This window comes from Providencia sp. PROV150 (assembly GCF_028481025.1).
Classification (GTDB): Bacteria; Pseudomonadota; Gammaproteobacteria; order Enterobacterales; family Enterobacteriaceae; genus Providencia; species Providencia hangzhouensis.
In genome coordinates this window covers 33367-53789 of record NZ_JAMPPJ010000032.1, presented here as the reverse complement: position 1 = coordinate 53789, position 20423 = coordinate 33367, and the positions used below count along the sequence as shown (strand labels likewise).

Annotated in this window: 18 protein-coding genes; 7 read left to right on the top strand and 11 right to left on the bottom strand. The window is 40.8% G+C overall.

Features of this window, described 5'->3' with window-relative positions; genetic code table 11:
- Window positions 1-994: 994 nt before the first annotated feature.
- Complete coding sequence (locus PSE83_RS19175) at window positions 995-1423, top strand: hypothetical protein (RefSeq protein ID WP_036958622.1); 429 nt, start codon at window positions 995-997, stop codon at window positions 1421-1423.
- A gap of 264 nt (window positions 1424-1687) precedes the next feature.
- Here PSE83_RS19175 and actP read toward each other — a convergent pair whose 3' ends face one another.
- The 3 genes from actP to acs all read right to left on the bottom strand — a co-directional run bounded on the left by actP (window position 1688) and on the right by acs (window position 5796).
- Window positions 1688-3337, bottom strand: coding sequence for a cation/acetate symporter ActP (gene actP / locus PSE83_RS19170; RefSeq protein WP_004263246.1), 1650 nt, complete (start codon window positions 3335-3337; stop codon window positions 1688-1690).
- A complete protein-coding gene (locus tag PSE83_RS19165; RefSeq protein WP_004263244.1) occupies window positions 3334-3645 on the bottom strand; it encodes a DUF485 domain-containing protein in 312 nt (103 codons plus the stop codon). The genes actP and PSE83_RS19165 overlap by 4 nt, the downstream gene beginning before the upstream one ends.
- 195 nt (window positions 3646-3840) lie before the next feature.
- Window positions 3841-5796, bottom strand: a complete 1956-nt coding sequence (acs, locus tag PSE83_RS19160; RefSeq protein WP_004263242.1) for an acetate--CoA ligase — start codon at window positions 5794-5796, stop codon at window positions 3841-3843.
- Between the two features lie 417 nt (window positions 5797-6213).
- Here acs and sodA point away from each other — a divergent pair, with 417 nt between their 5' ends.
- From sodA to PSE83_RS19135, 5 genes are all read left to right on the top strand, one after another.
- Window positions 6214-6840, top strand: coding sequence for a superoxide dismutase [Mn] (gene sodA, locus PSE83_RS19155; RefSeq protein ID WP_004906628.1), 627 nt, complete (start codon window positions 6214-6216; stop codon window positions 6838-6840).
- Window positions 6841-7034: 194 nt separating this feature from the next.
- A complete protein-coding gene (locus PSE83_RS19150) occupies window positions 7035-8741 on the top strand; it encodes an Hsp70 family protein (protein WP_272661031.1) in 1707 nt (568 codons plus the stop codon).
- Window positions 8741-10159, top strand: a complete 1419-nt coding sequence (locus PSE83_RS19145) for a J domain-containing protein (RefSeq protein WP_096863474.1) — start codon at window positions 8741-8743, stop codon at window positions 10157-10159. The genes PSE83_RS19150 and PSE83_RS19145 overlap by 1 nt, the downstream gene beginning before the upstream one ends.
- A gap of 55 nt (window positions 10160-10214) precedes the next feature.
- Window positions 10215-10892 (top strand): 6-hydroxyaminopurine reductase, encoded by a 678-nt coding sequence (gene yiiM / locus PSE83_RS19140; protein WP_004263226.1) that lies wholly within the window; start codon window positions 10215-10217, stop codon window positions 10890-10892.
- Between the two features lie 284 nt (window positions 10893-11176).
- A complete protein-coding gene (locus PSE83_RS19135) occupies window positions 11177-12082 on the top strand; it encodes a LysR substrate-binding domain-containing protein (protein ID WP_004263222.1) in 906 nt (301 codons plus the stop codon).
- Window positions 12083-12126: 44 nt separating this feature from the next.
- On the opposite strand, the gene PSE83_RS19130 is transcribed toward PSE83_RS19135, so the two are convergent.
- On the bottom strand, window positions 12127-13002 hold the full coding sequence (locus tag PSE83_RS19130; RefSeq protein ID WP_136135277.1) for a pirin family protein: 876 nt from the start codon (window positions 13000-13002) through the stop codon (window positions 12127-12129).
- A gap of 270 nt (window positions 13003-13272) precedes the next feature.
- Between PSE83_RS19130 and PSE83_RS19125 the strand changes: the two genes are divergently transcribed.
- Window positions 13273-13950, top strand: coding sequence for a hydrolase (locus PSE83_RS19125; protein WP_004906617.1), 678 nt, complete (start codon window positions 13273-13275; stop codon window positions 13948-13950).
- Window positions 13951-14045: 95 nt separating this feature from the next.
- On the opposite strand, the gene trpS is transcribed toward PSE83_RS19125, so the two are convergent.
- The 7 genes from trpS to aroK form a co-directional block, all read right to left on the bottom strand.
- Entirely contained in the window at window positions 14046-15086 is a 1041-nt protein-coding gene (gene trpS, locus PSE83_RS19120; RefSeq protein WP_206277631.1) for a tryptophan--tRNA ligase, read from the bottom strand.
- Between the two features lie 16 nt (window positions 15087-15102).
- Entirely contained in the window at window positions 15103-15795 is a 693-nt protein-coding gene (locus PSE83_RS19115; RefSeq protein ID WP_272574800.1) for a phosphoglycolate phosphatase, read from the bottom strand.
- On the bottom strand, window positions 15792-16466 hold the full coding sequence (rpe, locus tag PSE83_RS19110; RefSeq protein WP_004263207.1) for a ribulose-phosphate 3-epimerase: 675 nt from the start codon (window positions 16464-16466) through the stop codon (window positions 15792-15794). Before rpe ends, PSE83_RS19115 begins: the two co-directional genes overlap by 4 nt.
- A gap of 15 nt (window positions 16467-16481) precedes the next feature.
- Window positions 16482-17384, bottom strand: a complete 903-nt coding sequence (dam, locus tag PSE83_RS19105) for an adenine-specific DNA-methyltransferase (protein ID WP_004263205.1) — start codon at window positions 17382-17384, stop codon at window positions 16482-16484.
- Between the two features lie 82 nt (window positions 17385-17466).
- Window positions 17467-18372: an SPOR domain-containing protein gene (locus tag PSE83_RS19100; protein ID WP_004263203.1), complete on the bottom strand. Its 906-nt coding sequence runs from the start codon at window positions 18370-18372 to the stop codon at window positions 17467-17469.
- 261 nt (window positions 18373-18633) lie between these two features.
- Complete coding sequence (aroB, locus tag PSE83_RS19095) at window positions 18634-19722, bottom strand: 3-dehydroquinate synthase (protein WP_004263201.1); 1089 nt, start codon at window positions 19720-19722, stop codon at window positions 18634-18636.
- 45 nt (window positions 19723-19767) lie between these two features.
- Window positions 19768-20289, bottom strand: a complete 522-nt coding sequence (gene aroK, locus PSE83_RS19090) for a shikimate kinase AroK (protein ID WP_004263200.1) — start codon at window positions 20287-20289, stop codon at window positions 19768-19770.
- Window positions 20290-20423 lie beyond the last annotated feature (134 nt).

Genomic DNA, 20423 nt, shown 5'->3' with positions numbered 1-20423 from the left:
AGATTGGGTGTTTCCCCATCACGGTGATGAATGATACCGCTTGAGTCAAAGTAGTCAGTAACAACTCACTTGTTGAAAGGGCGGTGGCTGTTGGCGATGGTGGGATGACAGGGGTAGGAGAAGCAGTGGGGGAGAAGCGGTTGTATTGGTGTGCTGAATGGATATTTTAAATGCAAAGTAGTAAGTAACAACTCACCTCTCTTTTTAGCCGTATAGGGAATGGGCGAGGAGGGTAGGAGGAAAACTCAATTCCTTGTATTTAAGTGATAAATGTGATTAAGAAACATAAAGTAGCAAGTAAAAGCTCATAAATTGTGATGACAAAGAATATATATTTAGTGATGACTATATTTCAGGTTTCGTAATTATTGTATTGGGATATTGAGATGGTAAATGTAATTGAAGGGGGCAAAATAGTAAATAACAGCTTTACAGCAAAGGTGGTAGAGGTAGGTTAGATAAGTTTATATCTCCGAGTGCAATTGCTGTGTGATTTGACTCTCTGGTTGATAGATAATCTATGATCTATTAAAAATAATAATGACTTAACGAAATTATCTGACAGGATTATTCTTAACTTGCCCTATAATGTTTATAGTTTTAATGGTTTTTATGGTGTTAATTAAGTAACCCAAGTAAGTCATTATTTGAACAATAAATTCATTAATATCAATAGATAAAAATAAAATAACCAATTTTACTCATAAATAAATTAACTATTTTGTTTGTATATTTTTAATGAATAAGCGCACGATTATTTATTTTTTTATATAAAAATTGTTAAATTGATGTTTCAATTTCTTACATTTATACTGTGTTAGGTAGTTAATAGTATATCCAGCTATCACGTTACCGATGAAGTTTGCTTATAAGTGAAATTTTCAAAGGAAAGAAACTTACATCCAGATATGAAAGATAGGCCAGCTAAGCAAGTTATACCTTTTAATGAATGGTATTTCGTGTAAACAATATTTGTATAGCAAAGGTGGGTCAGATGAATAAATCAAAAAGCGCTAATCATCGAATTTTCGACCAAATTATTTCTGTAAATAAACAGAAAGAAAATGAATTTAATAATGGGCAAGACGGTGCAACTATTCTTTCTTTATTAGTGATGTTTTTTGTTCCTTTTTTACTGTTAAATACAGTGAGAAATACCCTTGGCATTGACTATAGCTTTGTCACTGTCATTGGAATGCTCGCTATCAGTGGGTTGATTACAGTAGTGCTGTATAAAAAATTAAAACTAGGTTCCCGATTCGCAGATAAAAATATTGTATTAGACCAGTTACTTTCTCGTTATACGCCGAAAAACAAGCAAGAATTTAAAAAATTACAAGAAGAAAGAAAAACAAGTTCAGCAGAGTTTTATTCATTAGTAGAAAATTGGGCTGATGTAGAAAGACAACACTATGCAAGATAGTATCGAATAACGAAAACAAAAATAAGTTCTTCAATGTTATTAATATCCTTCTTTTCTCTACGTAGAAAGAAGGATTTTTTATATAAAACTTCTGATAAAAAGAGTTAAATATACTATCAACTTCTTTATGTGATTTGATTTATCCTATTGATTTATAGGGTAATCTCAAGAGAAATAATGATGAAACTAAAAGAGGTTTAAATAAACTATTAATAAAAAACGGCTCGATACACTGAGCCGTTTGGTGTGGCAATAAAGTTAGGTTTAGTGTGATTTACCCTGCTCAATACCGAGTCCAATTTGTGAACGAACAAATTGCTCTTTAAAGCGCTCTCTTTCCATTTTTCCTTGTTCTGAATTATCTGTTACAGAGAATAGCCATGAAGCAACAAATGCAACAATCATGGAGAAGAAGGCTGGGTACTCATATGGATAGATTGGTTTTTCATGGTGAAGAATACTGACCCAGATGGTTGGTCCTAAAATCATTAAAACAACAGCAGTAATTAGCCCTAACCAACCGCCAGCCAATGCACCGCGAGTTGTCAGCTTACGCCAGTACATCGACAGTAAAATGATTGGGAAGTTACAACTAGCCGCAATAGAGAATGCTAAGCCGACCATGAAGGCAATGTTTTGTTTTTCAAACAAAATACCGAGGCCAATTGCAACAAAACCTAAGATAACAACGGTAATTTTAGAGACACGTAATTCATCTTTTTCATCCGCTTTACCATTTTTCATTGCCATCGCATATAGGTCATGAGAAACCGCGGAGGCGCCTGCTAAGGTTAAACCAGCAACAACAGCAAGGATAGTGGCGAATGCAACTGCAGAAATAAAGCCTAAGAAGAAATTGCCACCGACGGCATCTGCAAGGTGAACAGCAGCCATGTTTGTTCCACCGATAAGTGCTCCAGTAGCATCTTTAAATGCAGGATTGGAACTGACTAGAACGATGGCACCAAAACCAATAATAAAGGTTAGTATGTAAAAGTAACCGATAAATCCAGTGGCATAGAACACACTTTTACGAGCTTCTTTAGCGTCACTAACGGTGAAGAATCGCATAATAATGTGAGGGAGGCCAGCGGTACCAAACATCAATGCAAGACCAAGGGATAAGGCGGATATTGGGTCGGAAACCAGTCCTCCTGGGCTCATAATGGCAATACCATTTTTATGAACTTCAACGGCTTCTTTAAATAAGGTATTAAAGTTAAAGCCAACATGCTTCATAACCATAACGGCCATGAATGTTGCACCCGCTAATAACAAGATGGCTTTAATAATTTGCACCCAAGTTGTGGCTAACATTCCACCAAATAGGACATATAGCACCATCAATATACCCACAATAACAACCGCGACGTGGTAATTGAGACCAAATAACAATTCAATTAATTTACCCGCACCAACCATTTGAGCAATAAGATACAGTGCAACAACAACCAGAGAGCCAACCGCAGATAGAATACGAATTGGTCTTTGTTTTAATCGATAAGAAGCAACATCAGCGAAGGTATAGCGACCTAAATTACGTAAGCGCTCGGCAATTAAGAATAGAATGATCGGCCAGCCAATTAAGAAGCCAATCGAGTAGATTAAGCCATCATAGCCAGAGGTATAAACCAGAGCAGAGATCCCTAAGAAGGAGGCAGCAGACATAAAGTCACCCGCGATAGCCATCCCGTTTTGGAAACCGGTAATTTTCCCGCCCGCAGTGTAGTAATCAGAGCGAGAACGCGTTCTTTTTGACGCCCAGTAGGTAATATATAAAGTGAAGCCGACAAACAGTAAGAACATCACAATCGCCTGAATATTTACAGGCTGGCGTTCAACATCCCCTGTCAATGCATCAGAAAACGCCATTGATGAGGTAAAAAAGAGAATGAGTGAGAGCAATATTTTCATTTTTCTACCTCTTTTAAAATTTCTGCCGTTAAGCGGTCATATTCACCGTTGGCTCGGATGACGTAAAGCCCAGTGAGTACAAACGAAATGACGATTAGCCCTACACCAACAGGGATCCCTCTTGTTATGTATGAACCTTCGGATATTGGTGTTCCAAGCCAGCTTGGGTCAAAAGCGATAAGAAAAATAAAACCCACATACAGCACGAGCGTTATTGCAGATAACAACCATGAAAAGCGACTACGTTTCCTAACCAGTTCTTGAAAGCGAGGGTTATCCTCTACCTTTTCGTAAGCAGTAGCATTCATCAGAGTTCTCCTCTGTTATACTCGTCATACTTCAAGTTGCAGCTTTGTTGACTGCACTCACTCACACGAGTCACATACTTATGTATGCTCCTCGTGTTTCGTTCGCTTGTCGCCTAGCTGCACCTCGAATTATTTAGAGTAAACCATCTTGTTGGGATGTATGTAAGGCCGCCTCTATGAGTTGGCCTTTTGGCGTTATGACATACTCATAGACTGTTTTTCTTCGAGTAGTTTTTCGACAACACCTGGATCAGCCAGAGTGGAGGTATCTCCGAAATTACTGGTGTCTCCTGATGCAATTTTTCGTAGGATGCGACGCATGATTTTACCGGAACGGGTTTTGGGTAGTGAATCCGTCCAGTGAAGTACATCCGGGGTGGCAATAGGGCCGATTTCCTTACGAACCCAGTTGCGAACTTCGGTGTATAGCTCTGGTGATGGCTCAACCCCAGATATTAATGTGACATAAGCATAGATTGCTTGGCCTTTAATATTATGAGGAATACCGACCACGGCAGCTTCAGCCACTTTCGGATGTGCAACGAGCGCTGATTCTATTTCTGCGGTACCTAAACGGTGGCCCGAAATATTCAGTACATCGTCAACACGGCCAGTGATCCAGTAATAACCATCTTCATCACGACGAGCACCATCACCACTAAAGTACATGCCTTTAAAGGTTGAGAAATAGGTTTGCTCGAAGCGTTCGTGATCGCCGAATAAGGTTCGGGCTTGGCCCGGCCATGAATCAACAATCACTAAGTTACCTTCTGTGGCGCCTTCGATAGGTTCACCAAGGTTATCGACTAATGCAGGGCGAACACCAAAGAATGGCAATGTTGCAGACCCTGGCTTTAACATGGTTGCCCCTGGAAGTGGTGTGATCATGAAACCACCTGTTTCGGTTTGCCACCATGTATCGACAACAGGGCAGCGGCTGTTACCAATTTTTTTATAGAACCATTCCCAAGCTTCAGGGTTAATGGGTTCCCCCACGGAGCCGAGAATTCGTAATGAGCTGCGATCTGTACCTTCAATGGCTTTATCGCCTTCGGCCATTAATGCGCGGATAGCCGTTGGGGCAGTATAAAGGATATTGACTTGGTGTTTATCAACCACTTGGCTCATTCGGTTAACTGCTGGGTAATTAGGTACCCCTTCGAACATTAATGTTTTAGCGCCATTGGATAATGGCCCATATAACAAATAGCTATGGCCTGTTACCCAGCCTACATCTGCAGTACACCAATAGACTTCACCTGGATGGTAGTCGAAGGTGTATTTAAATGTCAGTGTGGCATAGACTAAATAACCGCCAGTGGTATGCAGAACGCCTTTCGGTTTACCTGTAGAGCCAGAGGTATATAGGATGAACAGTGGGTCTTCTGCGTTGATTTCTTCTGGAGGGCAATCTGCACTGACGCCTTTGATGACGTCGTGCCACCAGAGATCACGGCCTTCGACCCAGCTCGGTGCATTGCCTGTACGTTGGTAAACAATCACATTAGAAACCGTAGTGACTTGCGGGTTAGCGAGTGCGTCATCCACATTTTTCTTTAATGGAATTGCACGGCCAGCACGTAAGCCTTCATCTGCAGTGATGATTAGCGTTGCTTTACAGTCAATAACGCGACCAGAGACCGCCTCAGGGGAGAAACCAGCAAAAATGACCGTATGTATAGCACCAATACGAGCACAAGCTAGCATCGCGACAGCGGCTTCGACAACCATCGGCATGTAAATGGCGACAACATCGCCTTTACGGATCCCTTGTTGTTTTAGGACATTCGCAAACTGACAAACATCATGGTGCAGTTCGCGGTAAGTGACATTTTTTGACGATGAAGGGTCATCGCCTTCCCAAATAATCGCAGTTTGGTCGCCTTTTTCAGCCAGATGGCGATCCAAACAGTTAGCACTTAAATTTAATGTACCATCTTCAAACCAGCGGATGTCGATGTGCCCGGGGTCAAAAGAGGTGTTTTTAACTCGAGTGTACGGTTTAATCCAATCAACGATTTTTCCTTTTTCGCCCCAAAATCCTTCAGGGTCTTGAATCGAGCGTTGGTACTCATCGTTATACTGTTGTTCGTTTATCAGGGCATTTTTTGCAATTTCAGCAGGAACGGGATGTTTAGTTATTTGAGTCATATTATTATCTCCTTGCAGATGTTAATACTATGTCAAAAAATGGTTAACTAAAGCACGATTTTTAAATTTGTTTTTCTTTTGCGCGGAAGATCACGTATTAATTGTAATGAGATTTGCAGGATTATCATTTGATGCTAAATGTCAAATTGATATATAAATCTAAAAATATAATAAAAGGTAGATTTAAAGAAAAATAAATGGCGGGGTTGTTGGTATTAGTTACTGAATAAACAAGTTCTCATAGCGAATATAAATATCCATACATTTCTCATGGGTTTGATAATGATTTTCATTAACAGTAAAATAACTATAATAGATAGTTATTCACAAGGTGCGAAGTTACGCAAGTGTTTACCCTATGAGCCTTGTGGTAAAAATGAGAAACATAGCGGTATTTACGTCACTGGAGACAATAATATGAGTTATACATTACCTGCTTTACCTTATGCTTATGATGCGTTGGAACCACATTTTGACAAGCAAACCATGGAAATCCACCATACTAAGCACCATCAAACCTATGTGACTAACACCAATACAGCGTTAGAAAAACTACCTGAATTAGCAGGTTTAGATATCGATGTTCTGATTCAAAAATTAGACCAAATTCCTGCTGATCAACGTACGTTTGTTCGTAACAACGCAGGTGGCCACTCAAACCATAGTCTGTTCTGGAAAGGTTTGAAATTAGGTACTGAATTAAAAGGCGAATTAAAAGCTGCGATTGAGCGTGATTTCGGTAGCGTTGATGCATTCAAAGAACTGTTTGAAAAAGCAGCTGCAACTCGTTTCGGTTCTGGTTGGGCATGGCTGGTTCTGAAAGATGACGGTAAATTAGCTGTAGTTTCAACAGCGAACCAAGACAGCCCATTAATGGGTGAGGCTATTTCAGGCGTATCTGGTTACCCAATCATCGGTTTAGACGTATGGGAACACGCTTATTATCTGAAATTCCAAAACCGCCGTCCTGATTATATTAAAGCATTCTGGTCAGTTGTGAACTGGGATGAAGCAGCAGCACGTTTTGCAGCGAAAGCTAAATAATCTTATAAGATAACGTAATTTGCTATAAGCGCAGCGTTAATGCTGCGCTTTTTTTATGCCTACAATTTGATATCGATTCCAAAACTTTACTTTTTATTATTAAATAAAACTCATTATCATTTAAAATGTTGGTTATTAATTTATTTCAATAATGATATGGATTTAATTTTTTGATAAATAAGGAATAAATCAAAATGGATTGTTTGGCAACACACTTAGTAATGGGGATTGACCTTGGGACAAGTAACAGTGCGGTAAGTTTGTGGTTAGATGGCAAATCAGTCCTAATTCCTAATCTACAAGGAAACGTTCTAACGCCTTCTGTGGTTGGTTTAGACGATGAAGGCCAGATTATCGTAGGACAAGCTGCTCATGAACGTTTACAAAGTCATCCTAATATAACTAAAGCGAGTTTCAAACGTTATATGGGAACCGATGCCACTATAACACTAGGTAAGCTTGTATTTCGTGCTGAAGAAGTCTCCGCTTTGTTGTTATGTCAACTTAAAGATGATGTTGAAGCATGGTTAGGTTATGCCGTCAAAGACGCCATAATTACAGTTCCTGCTTATTTTAATGACGTCCAGCGCCGCGCAGTTAAAACAGCGGGGCAGCTTGCTGGGTTGAATGTTGTAAGGTTATTAAATGAGCCAACAGCTGCTTCACTTGCTTTTGGGTTACTCGAAAATAAAGAACATAAATACCTCACATTTGACCTAGGAGGGGGCACGTTTGACGTATCGATCATCGATATGTTTGAAGGCGTTATCGAAGTTTGTGCTAGTAGTGGTGATGTACGCTTAGGCGGTGATGATTTTCGTGAAGTGATTTATCAGTGGATGTTGAAAAAGTACCCCGAATTACACAAAGATCAGTTTCTGATACGGCCTGAATTATTGAAATTGGCGGAACATCTCAAGTTAGCCTTGAGCCAAGCACCAGAATGCTATGTTTCTATGCATTGGAATGAGTCAGATTTTGAATGGAAAATGACAGAACAAGAGCTAGCTACTTGTTGTCAGCCTTTATTAGCTCGCCTTCAACAACCTATTTTACAGGCATTGCATGACTCCCGTTTTTCGCTTAATGATCTTGACGATATATTGCTAGTGGGAGGGGCGACACGTATGCCTCTCGTTAGACAAACCGTAGCTCGTCTTTTCGGGCGATTTCCACGGCATGATTTAAATCCTGATGAGGCAGTTGCTTTAGGGGCTGGTGTCCAAGCAGGTATGGTAATGGCAGATTGCGCTTTGGATGATATCGTTTTAACCGATGTCATGCCATTTTCATTGGGGGTTGATACCACGAAACAGCATGGTGAGCGTTTTGAATTTGGTTACTATCTTCCTATTATCGAACGCAATAATTTCTTGCCTATCAGTAAAATGCAGGAGCTAAGTACAATTGTAGATAACCAAGAGCATATTTTACTCAAGGTATATCAAGGTGAAGCTCGCCTAGTCAAAGATAATGTTTTCCTTGGGGAATTAAAGATAGATATTCCTCCACGACCAGCCGGGGAAGTGACGATTGAAGTTAGGTTTACTTACACGGTTGATGGTTTACTTGAAGTTGAGTGTCATTATCAAGGTAGCCCTAAGGTTTATCGGTTATTGATTGAAAAGGTACCTGGCCAAATGAGTGAGACACAAATTTCAGCCAGCTTGGCAAAAATTGCAGGGTTAAAGCAGCATCCAAGGGATATGCCTGAAAATAGAGAATTGTTAGCCCGTTGTTCTCAATTATATGAATTCTTGCTCGGTGATGACAGACTTTGGGTCGATAAGATAACAACTGAGTTTGAGATAGCATTAAATAGCCAAGATTTACGCTTGATCGCAACATTTCGCCAGCAAGTTGTTCAATTTTTGAAACGATATGAAAGGGATTTGCATTAATGGATATGTGGCAAATATTGGGAATTCCGTTCACTCATGATGAAAAAGAAATCCGTAGGGCTTATGCAAAGCAACTCAAAAAATATCGACCCGATACTCATCCAAAAGAGTATCAGCAGCTAAGAGAAGCATTTGAAAATGCAAAAAACGTATCCTCTTATCAAGTGAGTTCTCAGCCTGAAGTTGCTTCTGAAGACGAAAGTTATGGTGAAGCCGTATTATTAAATGACCACACCGGGTATCAAGATATTTATTTTTCTGATTGGTTATCAAATACATTTGTAGCAGATGAGCCTTTACCTGCTATAGCAGTGGCTGAAACTGTTTATACTCAAGATGAAATTGATACTGTCGCGAGCCTGATTGTGGAAAATGAAAGCAAAGGGAAGGCCGCGCTATCTTTTCTTTGGGCTCATGTGATGGAAAAAGGCAATTTACACATTTTTGCTCAGTTTCATAAGGATTTTGCCAAAGCATTATCACAACAGCAGGGCTTAATGGAATCGACCGTAGATTGTGCTTCTGAATTATTGAATTGGCAGTTAAATGATTATAATTCAGACAGTGTGGTTCCAATGTTTATTCAAGAAGGTATTCAAAATCAATTACGTAAAACTGCTGTTGAACGTGCATGGCAAGATTGCGAAATTGAAGCATCACATAAGTACTCGATCTCAGCATTTACAATGCAATTTTTAATTGGAAAGCAGGCAGAAGTGACTGGGTGGATGCGGTTAGTACCTGGGGTGCTGGATTTGTTGATGAAGCAATATCAGCAGTTGATACAAAATTACCCAGAGCTTGCAGATCGAGTTAATCCAGCAGTGGCCGCTTTTTTCAGTCAACCTAGAGTATGTTTTTCTCTTTCTCATTTATTTCTTCTTATGTTTTGGGGAAGTATATTTTGTATTGCGGCGCCGTCTCCGGATATCGATAATCGGGTTATTATCGTAGTTGCGATGATTTTTATTTTCTATTTATATCTTAGTGATGCGTTATTATTTTTCTTTTTAAATAAAAATAAAGACACTTTTGGCGCTATATTTTTATTGGTAGATTTTCTATTTTCGATAATGGTGCTAACAGGGATATATGTATTCATTATGTCTGTCATTGCTGACGTAGTGAATATTACAATTAAAGGTGGTGATAATCAGGTGGGAACTATCATGTTTAGCGGTATGTTCTTGTTAATTATCATCTGGCAAATAGTACCAAAGACAAAAGGGATACCAAAATTGAGGTTACCAGGGATAACCGTATCGCGTATTTTTGGGTTTCCATGGATATTTTTAAAGTGGTTTAATTCTTGGTGGATTACGCTCACTTGGGGGCTATTGATATATATTATTTTAGAGCTGACATTGATAGGAGCCCTGCTAAAAATTAGTGAGGTTATTAACCATGGGTTATGGTAACTTGAACACAGTAACAGTTATTTCATCCTATGTGAGTATTAAGGTGTGATCTTGCATGAAAGTATCTCCCCAAGTTTTTATCGGTAAAGTCCAAGCAACCCAGTCTTGTGGGCACAGCGCTATTCACAAGCAAGCTGCCGACGGGTTATTGATGTTAGGGCAATTGGGACTTGATGGCGATGAACAAGCTGAAAAACGCTTCCATGGCGGGCCTGATAGAGCACTTTGCCATTATCCTCGTGAACATTATGATTTCTGGGTAAATGCGTATCCTGATTTAGCCGATTTATTTGTTGCCTCTGCATTTGGGGAAAATATATCAACATTGGGTATGAGTGAAGAAAACGTATTTATTGGGGATATTTTTGCATGGGGTGATGCGCGTATTCAGGTCACTCAGCCTCGTTCCCCTTGTTATAAGCTCAATGGGTTAACGGGAATTGAAAATTTTGCACAAATGATGCAAGACAATGGGCGCTGTGGTTGGCTGTACCGTGTCATTAAAACAGGCAATGTTAGTGAAAATACGCCATTAACCTTATTAAGCCGCAATAGTGATATTTCAGTACAAGAAGCCATTATGATTGCATTTCACGCCCCTTATGATGAAGAGCTGTATCAGCGGCTTTTAAGTGCTGCAGGGCTATCCGCAAGTTGGAGCTTAACCATGCAGAACCGTTTAGATAACCACCGGATTGAAGAGTTTAAGCACCGGTTGTTTGGTAAGCGTTAATATAAAGCGATGTGCTTATGGCAAAGAGAGTATTTGGCCATAAGCACTTGCTAGCAATATAACGCCTAAGTCTTAGGCATTTGTTGTATAAACTGTTGGTACCGCGGTATATTCGCCATTAATTCGATATGTGTTCCCTGAGCAATAATTTTTCCTTTCTCCATATACACAACATGGTCTTGTTTTGTTTGCAGGCCTTAAGTGGCAGTATTCATTTTTAAAGCGCTTTTTTAGGGTTTTTAGTAAGATGGTGATATTGCGATTGGGAATGTTGGGAGGATGAGATGCAATATGATTTAAATGATCTCTACTATTTTGTGAAAGTTGTCGAATATGGTGGGTTTTCACAAGCGGGTTTGGCTCTAGGGATCCCTAAATCTAAATTAAGTCGTCGCATTGCAGATTTAGAAAAAAAACTTAATGTTTCATTGATTTACCGTTCTACCCGCCAGTTTCATGTCACGGAAGTGGGACAAGTTTTTTATCAGCAGTGTAAAAATGTAGTTGATGAAGCTGAAGTTGCTCACGAATTGATTTGTTCCGTTCAGTCACACCCGAAAGGAACGATCAAACTATCGTGTCCAGTTGCACTATTACAAGTATATCTCAATGAATTACTTGTAGATTTTATGATGAAATATCCTGATATCGATATCCAAATCTTAGCGGTTAACCGCCCTGTTGATGTCATTAGTGAAGGGTTAGATTTAGCTATTCGTGTACGTTCATTGCCCTTAGATGATTCAGGCTTAATGATGAAAGTGCTAGGGTATTCACGGCGTATATTAGTGGCTAGCCCACAATTATTCGCAGAGCAGGGTGAACTCATAGAACCAGAAAAGCTGGTGGATTACCCGATGTTAGCGAATACAGAGCATTCACAAAATTACACGTTAACCCTCAAAAACAGTGACGACCTTAGCTTTACGCAGCATTTTACCCCTAAGTTAGCGACAACAGATATCTTAACGTTATACCGCGCGGCACTAAAAGGTGTCGGGATCGCAAGGCTACCTTATGGTGTGGTAGAAAAAGACATTGAATCAGGGAATTTGATAGAGGTATTACCGCAATGGCAGTTTCCTGAAGATATCATTCATGCAGTATATCCATCACGTAAAGGGTTGTTGCCGTCAATCCAATTACTGTTAAATTATTTAGCAGATAATATTTCGCCGTCAGTGAAATAAATTTCCCCGATAGCGCATTAGGCTATCAGGGAAATATTCGTCATTTATTGTGTTTCAGGAATGCGGCCAAATTTCCCACTGTTGAAATCATTTATGGCTTCATTGATTTCTTGAACAGTATTCATCACAAAGGGGCCGTAGCCAACAACTGGCTCATTAATGGGATCACCACTGAGTAACAGCACTAAGGCATCTTCTGTGGCTTCTAACAGAATATTGCTGTCTGTATCGTCGAGGATCATCAGTTCACCTTCGTTTAAAGCAGAACGGCCATCAACAAATATTGAACCACGTAGCATGACTAAACCGACATGGCGTCCCGTTTTAGTTGGGATACCCACAGTTTTACCTTTGTTAAGCTGTAAATCCCATACATCCAATGGACTAAAGGTTTGTGCTGCACCCTTATTGCCCAAATAGTCACCGGCAATCACTCGCAATGTACCTGCATCATTGGGTAATGCGACTTTTGGCATGCTTTGGCTTTCTAGCAGCTGGTAGCCGGGGGCCGCTGATTTGTCTTTTGCTGGCAAATTGACCCACAGTTGCACCATATCAAGTGTGCCACCTTTTTTCATGAAGGCATCAGACTGATACTCTTGATGCAAAATACCCGATGCTGCAGTCATCCACTGAACATCACCTGGGCCTATCACACCACCTTCACCCGTAGAGTCATGGTGGGCGACTTCGCCATCATACACAATCGTGACTGTTTCAAACCCACGGTGTGGGTGCTCTCCAACGCCTCTGTTTGCTGAATTTGAGCTTGGGAAATCAAAAGGCCCCGCTCTGTCGAGCAAAAGGAATGGGTTGAGGTATTTCCCATGATCGTTATAGCTAAACATTGAACGGACAGGGAAGCCGTCTCCAACCCAATGGCTACGAGGAGATTGATAGATACCAATAATTTTTTTCATGGTTTTGCTCCTAAAATTGTTTTGATGACTGAATAATAAAGGAGCAAATCATTTGGCAGTAGTGGCAAAAATAGGTTTCATTGTTGCAGTGATAGAACAATAAAATAAAGTCTAATTATTCTATTTATAGAACAGTGTTTATCAAAAACTGGACTACTCAGCTTTAAATCGATGAATTAATCTAAATAACACGAAAACGGAGCGGATATCGTTCTATTTTTAAATCAAAAAAAAATAGGTTTCATATTTTATCGATTGAGAGGTTTCATCATGAGTAGCCCAGCTAATTTTAATGGTCAACGTCCTGCTATTAACCCAGAAGATGCGGTGATGTTATTAATCGATCACCAGAGTGGTTTATTTCAAACTGTAGGTGATATGCCAATGACGGAATTACGTGCTCGCGCCGCTGTTCTGGCTAAAATGGCTTCCCTAGCTAAAATTCCAGTAATAACAACTGCTTCTGTACCTCAAGGCCCAAATGGCCCGTTGATACCAGAAATTCATCAAAATGCACCACATGCACAATATATTGCACGCCGCGGTGAAATTAATGCATGGGATAACCCAGAGTTTGTGGCGGCCGTGAAAGCAACAGGTAAAAAGCAACTGATTATTGCTGGAACTATTACCAGTGTTTGTATGGCGTTCCCTGCAATTAGTGCGGTGATGGATGGCTACCAAGTATTTGTGGTGATTGACGCCTCAGGCACTTACAGCAAAATGGCGCAAGAAATTACCTTAGCGCGTGTCGTTCAAGCGGGTGTCGTTCCAATGGATACTGCTGCTGTTGCTTCAGAATTGCAAGGGACTTGGAACCGCGAAGATGCTGCGGAGTGGGCAATGGCTTACACGCAAATTTTCCCTGCCTATCAATTATTAATTGAAAGCTACAGCAAGGCGCAAGATGTTCTGAAAAATAATGAACAATTAGATTCAGAGCGTTAAGGTGAAATAAACAGCATCAATGAATTAATTGGTGAAAATTGATTAGAGTAAAAATGGGGAAAAACCCCATTTTTACTGAGTTAATACAATGATTGTTACTGAGGGCGTTTAACAAAACCAATAGCTTCGTAAACTTTATCTAACGTTTCTTGTGCGCGAGCAGCGGCTTTGGTTGCGCCTTCATCCATAATTTGGTTGAGCAGCGCTTCGTTATTACGGAATTCATGATAACGAGTTTGAAGTGTGGTTAACATACCGGAAACGGCTTCAGCCACAGCGCCTTTAAGATGACCGTACATTTGCCCTTCAAATTCGGTTTCAAGTTCTGCAATTTTTTTGCCAGTTACGCCTGACATAATATCTAATAAATTAGAAACACCCGGCTTATTTTCTAAATCATAACGAATACGCGGTGGCTCTTCAGAGTCAGTCATTGCACGTTTGATTTTTTTCACGACAGATTTCGGGTCTTCTAATAAGGCGATAACGTTGTTACGGTTATCATCGGACTTAGACATTTTCTTGGTTGGATCTTGCAGAGCCATAACACGGGCACCACCACCAGTCGGAATGAATGGATCGGGTACAGTGAAAATATCACCATAAATGGCATTGAAGCGTTGAGCAATATCACGGCTCAATTCAAGGTGTTGTTTCTGGTCAATACCAACAGGTACTTGATTCGTTTGATAAATCAAAATATCTGCTGCCATTAGTACTGGGTAATCAAAGAGTCCCGCATTGATATTTTCTGCGTGACGGGCAGATTTATCTTTAAACTGAGTCATACGGCTCAACTCACCGAAATAGGTGTAGCAGTTAAGCGCCCAGCTCAGTTGAGCGTGTTGTGGTACGTGTGACTGCACAAAAATGGTGCTTTTTTTCGGGTCAATACCACATGCTAAATAGAGCGCAAGTGTATCGAGGGTTCTTTTACGCAGTTCAACAGGGTCTTGGCGAACGGTGATGGCGTGCTGGTCAACGATACAGTAAATGCAGTCGTAGTCATCTTGCATTTGTACCCACTGACGTAATGCACCCATGTAGTTACCGATGGTTAATTCACCGGAAGGCTGTGCGCCGCTGAATACGATTGGTTTTTGGGGTTGCTTTAATTTTTCAGTGGGAGTGCTCATTTAGTTATGTCCTTGCTTATTTTATTTCAGATAACCCGATTGCAGGTAATAAATCAGAAAAATGTGTTAATACACAGTTCGGTTCACTCAGTGCAATAGATTCACCATAGTTATAACCGTAGGTCAGACCGACACACGGGCATTCAGCGCTTTTCGCTGCAATAATATCATTACGAGAATCGCCGACAAAAAGCAATTCTTCTTTACGTAAACCGAATGTTCCCATCGTTAGGTAGAGGGGAGCAGGATGCGGTTTTAAAGCTTTGACGTCATCGCTACCCAAGACTAGAGAAAAGTAGTGTTCAATACCTAATTTCTTTAATAATGGCGCAATAAATGGGGTCGCTTTATTAGTAACAATCCCCATAGGTAAGCCATGTTTTGCTAATTGCTCTAAAGTGTCTTTTACTCCAGGAAACAGTTGGCTGCCTGTTGTGACGGACGTTGCATAGAATTTATCAAAACTGGCTCGAGCTTTTTTTTGTCGCTCAGGTGTGATTTCGGCACCTGCCCATGAAAGTGCGCGTTCAACTAACACATCAACACCATTGCCTACCCAAATAGAAACGCGTTCTTTACCTGCAGGGGTAAAATTAAATTCTTTGAGCATGTTGTCGATGGCTTCAGCTAAGCCAGCTGCACTGTCTACGAGTGTGCCGTCTAAATCGAAAGCGATCGCTTTGATATTCTCTAATACCACTTCAGTCATTGAGATACCTTTTGTAATTCGTTACGCATCGCGTCGATGACGGTTTTATAGTCCGGTTGGTCGAAAATAGCAGAACCCGCAACGAAGGTATCGGCACCTGCCGCTGCAATCTCTGCGATATTATTCACTTTGACACCGCCGTCGACTTCCAAACGAATATCATAGCCACTTTCATCAATTAATTTACGGACTTGGCGCAATTTATTGAGTGTTTGTGGGATAAACGATTGGCCTCCAAACCCTGGGTTCACAGACATGAGTAGGATCATATCAACTTTATCCATGACGTAATCAAGGTAGCTAAGTGGTGTTGCTGGGTTAAATACTAACCCCGCGGTACAGCCATGTTCGCGAATTAACTGTAGTGAGCGGTCAACATGTTCGCTGGCTTCAGGATGGAAACTAATATGAGTTGCACCGGCCTTAGCAAAATCTGGGATAATACGGTCAACTGGCTTCACCATTAAATGAACATCGATAGGTGCAGTAATTCCGTAGTCTCGCAGTGCTTTACATATAGGTGCGCCAAACGTTAAGTTGGGTACGTAGTGGTTGTCCATAACGTCAAAATGCACAATATCGGCACCAGCTGCAAGAACATTGGCGGTATCTTCGCCTAAACGTGCAAAGTCAGCAGATAAAATAGATGGGGCAATGAGAAAGTTTTTCATTATTGTCTCCGATTATTAATCGTTATCTGAGAGCCATTCATCGCTAGGTACAAGGCGCTGCGTTTTTTTCTTATCCGTTTTTCTAGGAGAAAGGCTATTAGGTATACCCGGATATAATGCCAGTAACTCATTGACTTTTGTCCGGTTTAATATATTTCTACTAATGGTGCGACGTACTTTTACAATATGCAATTGAGCTTGATAATACCACTCTCTCGTCATCGGGGTATCATGATTTGAGATCAAGACAGGAATTTTACTTTCTGTTGATAACTTTTGAGCCAAAATAGCTAAGTTTTGTTGTTCGAGCGAATTAAATGCATTCGTGTGATACGCCGTGAAGTTAGCTGTATCTGATAAAGGTGCATATGGTGGGTCACAGTAGACAACAGATCCCTCTTTTGCGTTGAGCAAAGTTTCACCATAATGCTGAGTCATAAACGTGGCATTTTGTGATTTTTCAGCAAACCACAGTAATTCTTCTTTAGGAAAATAGGGTTTTTTATAGCGGCCAAAAGGAACGTTAAATTCACCACGAGAATTATAGCGGCATAACCCATTATAGCAGTGGCGGTTTAAGTATAAAAAAAGGACACTGCGTTTCTCAGTATCGGTAGATTGGTTAAAGGCTTCACGCATTAAATAATATTGTTCGGAAGTATTATATTCAGGTGTGAAGATTTGCTGGGCTTCTTCGATAAAAGCATCAGCGCGGTCTTTAACCGTATTGTAGAGGTTGATGAGGTCACTGTTGATATCTGCCAGTATGTATGAATCATAACTGGTGTTTAAAAACACTGACCCAGCACCAACAAAAGGCTCAATTAAGCAATCACCTTGTGGAAGGTGTTTTTTGATTTCTTCCACAAGGGGGTATTTACCCCCAGCCCATTTTAAAAAAGCGCGTTTTTTTTTCATGCCGTCTTATTATTACAATCGTTTAGAGTAACTGCATTTATACTCTGTCAGGACAACATAATGCGCCCGGGGAAAAACGTTGTTATTTTTGATCCTGTTTGACTTGTTTCATATTTCTAACCCACGGTTTTTTCGCTTGTACTGCAGCAGGTAAGGTCCCTATTGCATTTTTTGCGTCGGTCACTGAACTATAATTTCCGTGAATAAGAACATACCAAGTTTGCCCATTACGTATGGTTTTATAAACTTTGTAATTGGCCAATTTGTTTTCTTTTGCGAAAGCTTCCAGTGTATCAGAGCGGCTTGCACTGCTGAGTTGCAATGTGTAGCTACCTGCTGGTGCAGACATGATATTGCTACCTTGGCTACTTGCCGTTGATTTTGCTGGCTGTTTAGTTTGCACAGGGTGTTTTGGCTCAACGGGTTTTACAGGTGTTTTTTCTGGCGTTACTGGTTTGACTACGGGTTGTTGTTCCACAGGTTTAACGGTTGGTGGCGTTAACGGTGTCGTATTTTGTGGCTGGCTAGTGCCTGGCACAGAAACTTGGCCTTGGTTTAAGGCATCAACTACATCGCCAGGTATTTCGATTCGCTCACCCAGACCATTTGGTTGAGTTTGAGGTTCGCCTTGGGTTGGCGTTGGCGTAATTTGTGAACCAGTGATTTCTTGCGGTTGCCCTGATAGCGTTTGACCTTGTGAATTTGTCAACGATGAGGAACCCGATAAATCGATATTCTGTGAATTATTGGCACCCGTTGTTTGTTGCTTTTCATGCTCTGTAGGGGCTTTCAGCGCTGAGCTGATAGCAATAATGAGCAGCAATAAGACCAGTACACCCACACCAATCATAATATGTTGACGTGAAAGTGCAATTTTAGGTTTTGCAGCAGATGATGATTGGCGTGAGCGCCCTGTCGGTCTATCTGATGTATCAGGCCTAAGATCATTTTGACCTTGAGGCTGGTTATCTGGTTTAAATTCGTCCATTTTCCTCTCCCGAATAAAATTTGCCTATAGTAGAGATAAAATGTCTCTTATCAGTACAACCTCTAACGACCAAGCAGGACATCGCTGCTTATTTAAAGCATATATCCTTTCGTAATACCACGCTAGCCAAAGTGGTATTGATAATACGCTTTTTCAGAGTTTCGTATATAGGCGTAGGCACACCGTATAATTTAACGACTTTAGTGAACATCTACCAGTAACATTTTAAAACGCCAGTAAAAATTCAGCTTTTTCTTCGTTTTATGACATACAGGATGATATTGCCGCAATGACAGTCTGCGTATCAACATCTGAACGCATTTCCGAATGGCCGATAGTGGTAGGCAAAATTAAATGCAGTTTTCCACCCATCACTTTTTTATCTCGCATCATATGTGGGAGATAATCATCGGGCTTCATTTGTGAAGGGCCTTTGACGGGAAGTGATGCACGCTCTAAAAGTGTGACCACCCGCTGAGTTTGTTCAGGAGTAAATTGACCAAGTAATTCTGCTGTTTTTGCTGCCATAACCATGCCAGCCGCGACAGCTTCACCATGTAACCAGACGCCATAGCCCATATGCGCTTCGATAGCATGACCAAAGGTATGGCCTAAGTTCAATAATGCGCGTAACCCACTGGTTTCTTTTTCATCCGCTGCAACCACTTGTGCTTTTAGTTCACAACAACGGCGAATACAGTAAGCCATCGCTTGGTCATCAAGAGAGACGAGGGCATCGATATTCTCTTCTAGCCAGCTAAAAAACTCACTATCGAGGATAATGCCATATTTAATGACTTCTGCTAAGCCGGAGGCAAGTTCTCTTGGTGGGAGAGTTTTTAAGCAGTTGAGATCAACCACAACAGAAGCGGGCTGATAAAATGCGCCGATCATATTTTTCCCTAGTGGGTGATTGACGGCGGTTTTACCACCGACAGAAGAGTCCACTTGAGATAATAAGGTCGTAGGTACTTGAATAAAACGTACTCCACGCTGATAGCTTGCTGCTGCGAAACCTGTTAGGTCACCAATGACGCCCCCACCAAGAGCGATGAGGGTGGTGTCACGGTTATGGTGTTTTTCAAGTAATGCGGTAAATACATCATTCATAATGAATAATGATTTGTATTGTTCACCATCCGGTAGAATGATGGTATCAACTTTTACGCCTGAAGTTTCAAGGGCATTCTTTATCTTATCGAGATAAATAGGGGCAAGAGTTTCATTTGTCACGATCATTGCTCGTTGACCCGCAGTTAATGGCTCAAATGCCCCCGTTTGTTGATATAAGCCGGGTGCAATATTGATTGGATAACTACGTTCGCCTAGAGTGACGGTGACTTTTTCCATCTTGCTTTACCTTGAGTTCATTTTTGAAAATAACACCATGAACAATTAGTTTTTTTCTAATAGTTCAATGATTTGGTTGGCAACAACTTTTGCACTTTGCTCATCAGTATGAATGGTAATATCAGCAATTTCTTCATACATAGGATTACGTTCGTCAGCCAGTTTCTCAAGAACCTCACGTGCGGGTTCGTCAACTTGTAGCAGTGGACGTTTTTTGTCACGTTGTGTACGAGATAATTGTTTCTCAATGGTGGTCTCAAGATAAACAACGACACCGCGAGCGGATAGGCGATTACGGGTCTCTTTAGACTTAACAGAGCCACCACCTGTTGCTAATACAATGCCTTGTTTCTCTGTAAGCTCATTGATGATTTTTTCTTCGCGATCGCGAAAGCCTTCTTCACCTTCAAGGTCGAATACCCAGCCTACATCTGCGCCAGTGCGTTTTTCTATCTCGTGATCAGAGTCGAAAAACTCCATATTAAGCTGTTGAGCCAACTGACGGCCAATAGTACTTTTGCCAGCACCCATTGGTCCAACCAGAAAGATATTGCGTTTCTCTGCCATGTTTTTTGGTATTACTACGATTATTCGTTAATGATTACCCGCCCCGCCAATCAGATTAGCGGCGGGACCTAAACTGAAACCTCATAAGTGATGATGTGAGATCAGATAAGAAAATTATCTCAATACATCAACCT

Coding starts and splice junctions, on each gene's coding strand:
- PSE83_RS19175 (WP_036958622.1), top strand. CDS start 995: ATGAATAAATCAAAAAGCGCTAATCATCGAATTTTCGACCAAATTATT.
- actP (WP_004263246.1), bottom strand. CDS start 3,337: ATGAAAATATTGCTCTCACTCATTCTCTTTTTTACCTCATCAATGGCG.
- PSE83_RS19165 (WP_004263244.1), bottom strand. CDS start 3,645: ATGAATGCTACTGCTTACGAAAAGGTAGAGGATAACCCTCGCTTTCAA.
- acs (WP_004263242.1), bottom strand. CDS start 5,796: ATGACTCAAATAACTAAACATCCCGTTCCTGCTGAAATTGCAAAAAAT.
- sodA (WP_004906628.1), top strand. CDS start 6,214: ATGAGTTATACATTACCTGCTTTACCTTATGCTTATGATGCGTTGGAA.
- PSE83_RS19150 (WP_272661031.1), top strand. CDS start 7,035: ATGGATTGTTTGGCAACACACTTAGTAATGGGGATTGACCTTGGGACA.
- PSE83_RS19145 (WP_096863474.1), top strand. CDS start 8,741: ATGGATATGTGGCAAATATTGGGAATTCCGTTCACTCATGATGAAAAA.
- yiiM (WP_004263226.1), top strand. CDS start 10,215: ATGAAAGTATCTCCCCAAGTTTTTATCGGTAAAGTCCAAGCAACCCAG.
- PSE83_RS19135 (WP_004263222.1), top strand. CDS start 11,177: ATGCAATATGATTTAAATGATCTCTACTATTTTGTGAAAGTTGTCGAA.
- PSE83_RS19130 (WP_136135277.1), bottom strand. CDS start 13,002: ATGAAAAAAATTATTGGTATCTATCAATCTCCTCGTAGCCATTGGGTT.
- PSE83_RS19125 (WP_004906617.1), top strand. CDS start 13,273: ATGAGTAGCCCAGCTAATTTTAATGGTCAACGTCCTGCTATTAACCCA.
- trpS (WP_206277631.1), bottom strand. CDS start 15,086: ATGAGCACTCCCACTGAAAAATTAAAGCAACCCCAAAAACCAATCGTA.
- PSE83_RS19115 (WP_272574800.1), bottom strand. CDS start 15,795: ATGACTGAAGTGGTATTAGAGAATATCAAAGCGATCGCTTTCGATTTA.
- rpe (WP_004263207.1), bottom strand. CDS start 16,466: ATGAAAAACTTTCTCATTGCCCCATCTATTTTATCTGCTGACTTTGCA.
- dam (WP_004263205.1), bottom strand. CDS start 17,384: ATGAAAAAAAAACGCGCTTTTTTAAAATGGGCTGGGGGTAAATACCCC.
- PSE83_RS19100 (WP_004263203.1), bottom strand. CDS start 18,372: ATGGACGAATTTAAACCAGATAACCAGCCTCAAGGTCAAAATGATCTT.
- aroB (WP_004263201.1), bottom strand. CDS start 19,722: ATGGAAAAAGTCACCGTCACTCTAGGCGAACGTAGTTATCCAATCAAT.
- aroK (WP_004263200.1), bottom strand. CDS start 20,289: ATGGCAGAGAAACGCAATATCTTTCTGGTTGGACCAATGGGTGCTGGC.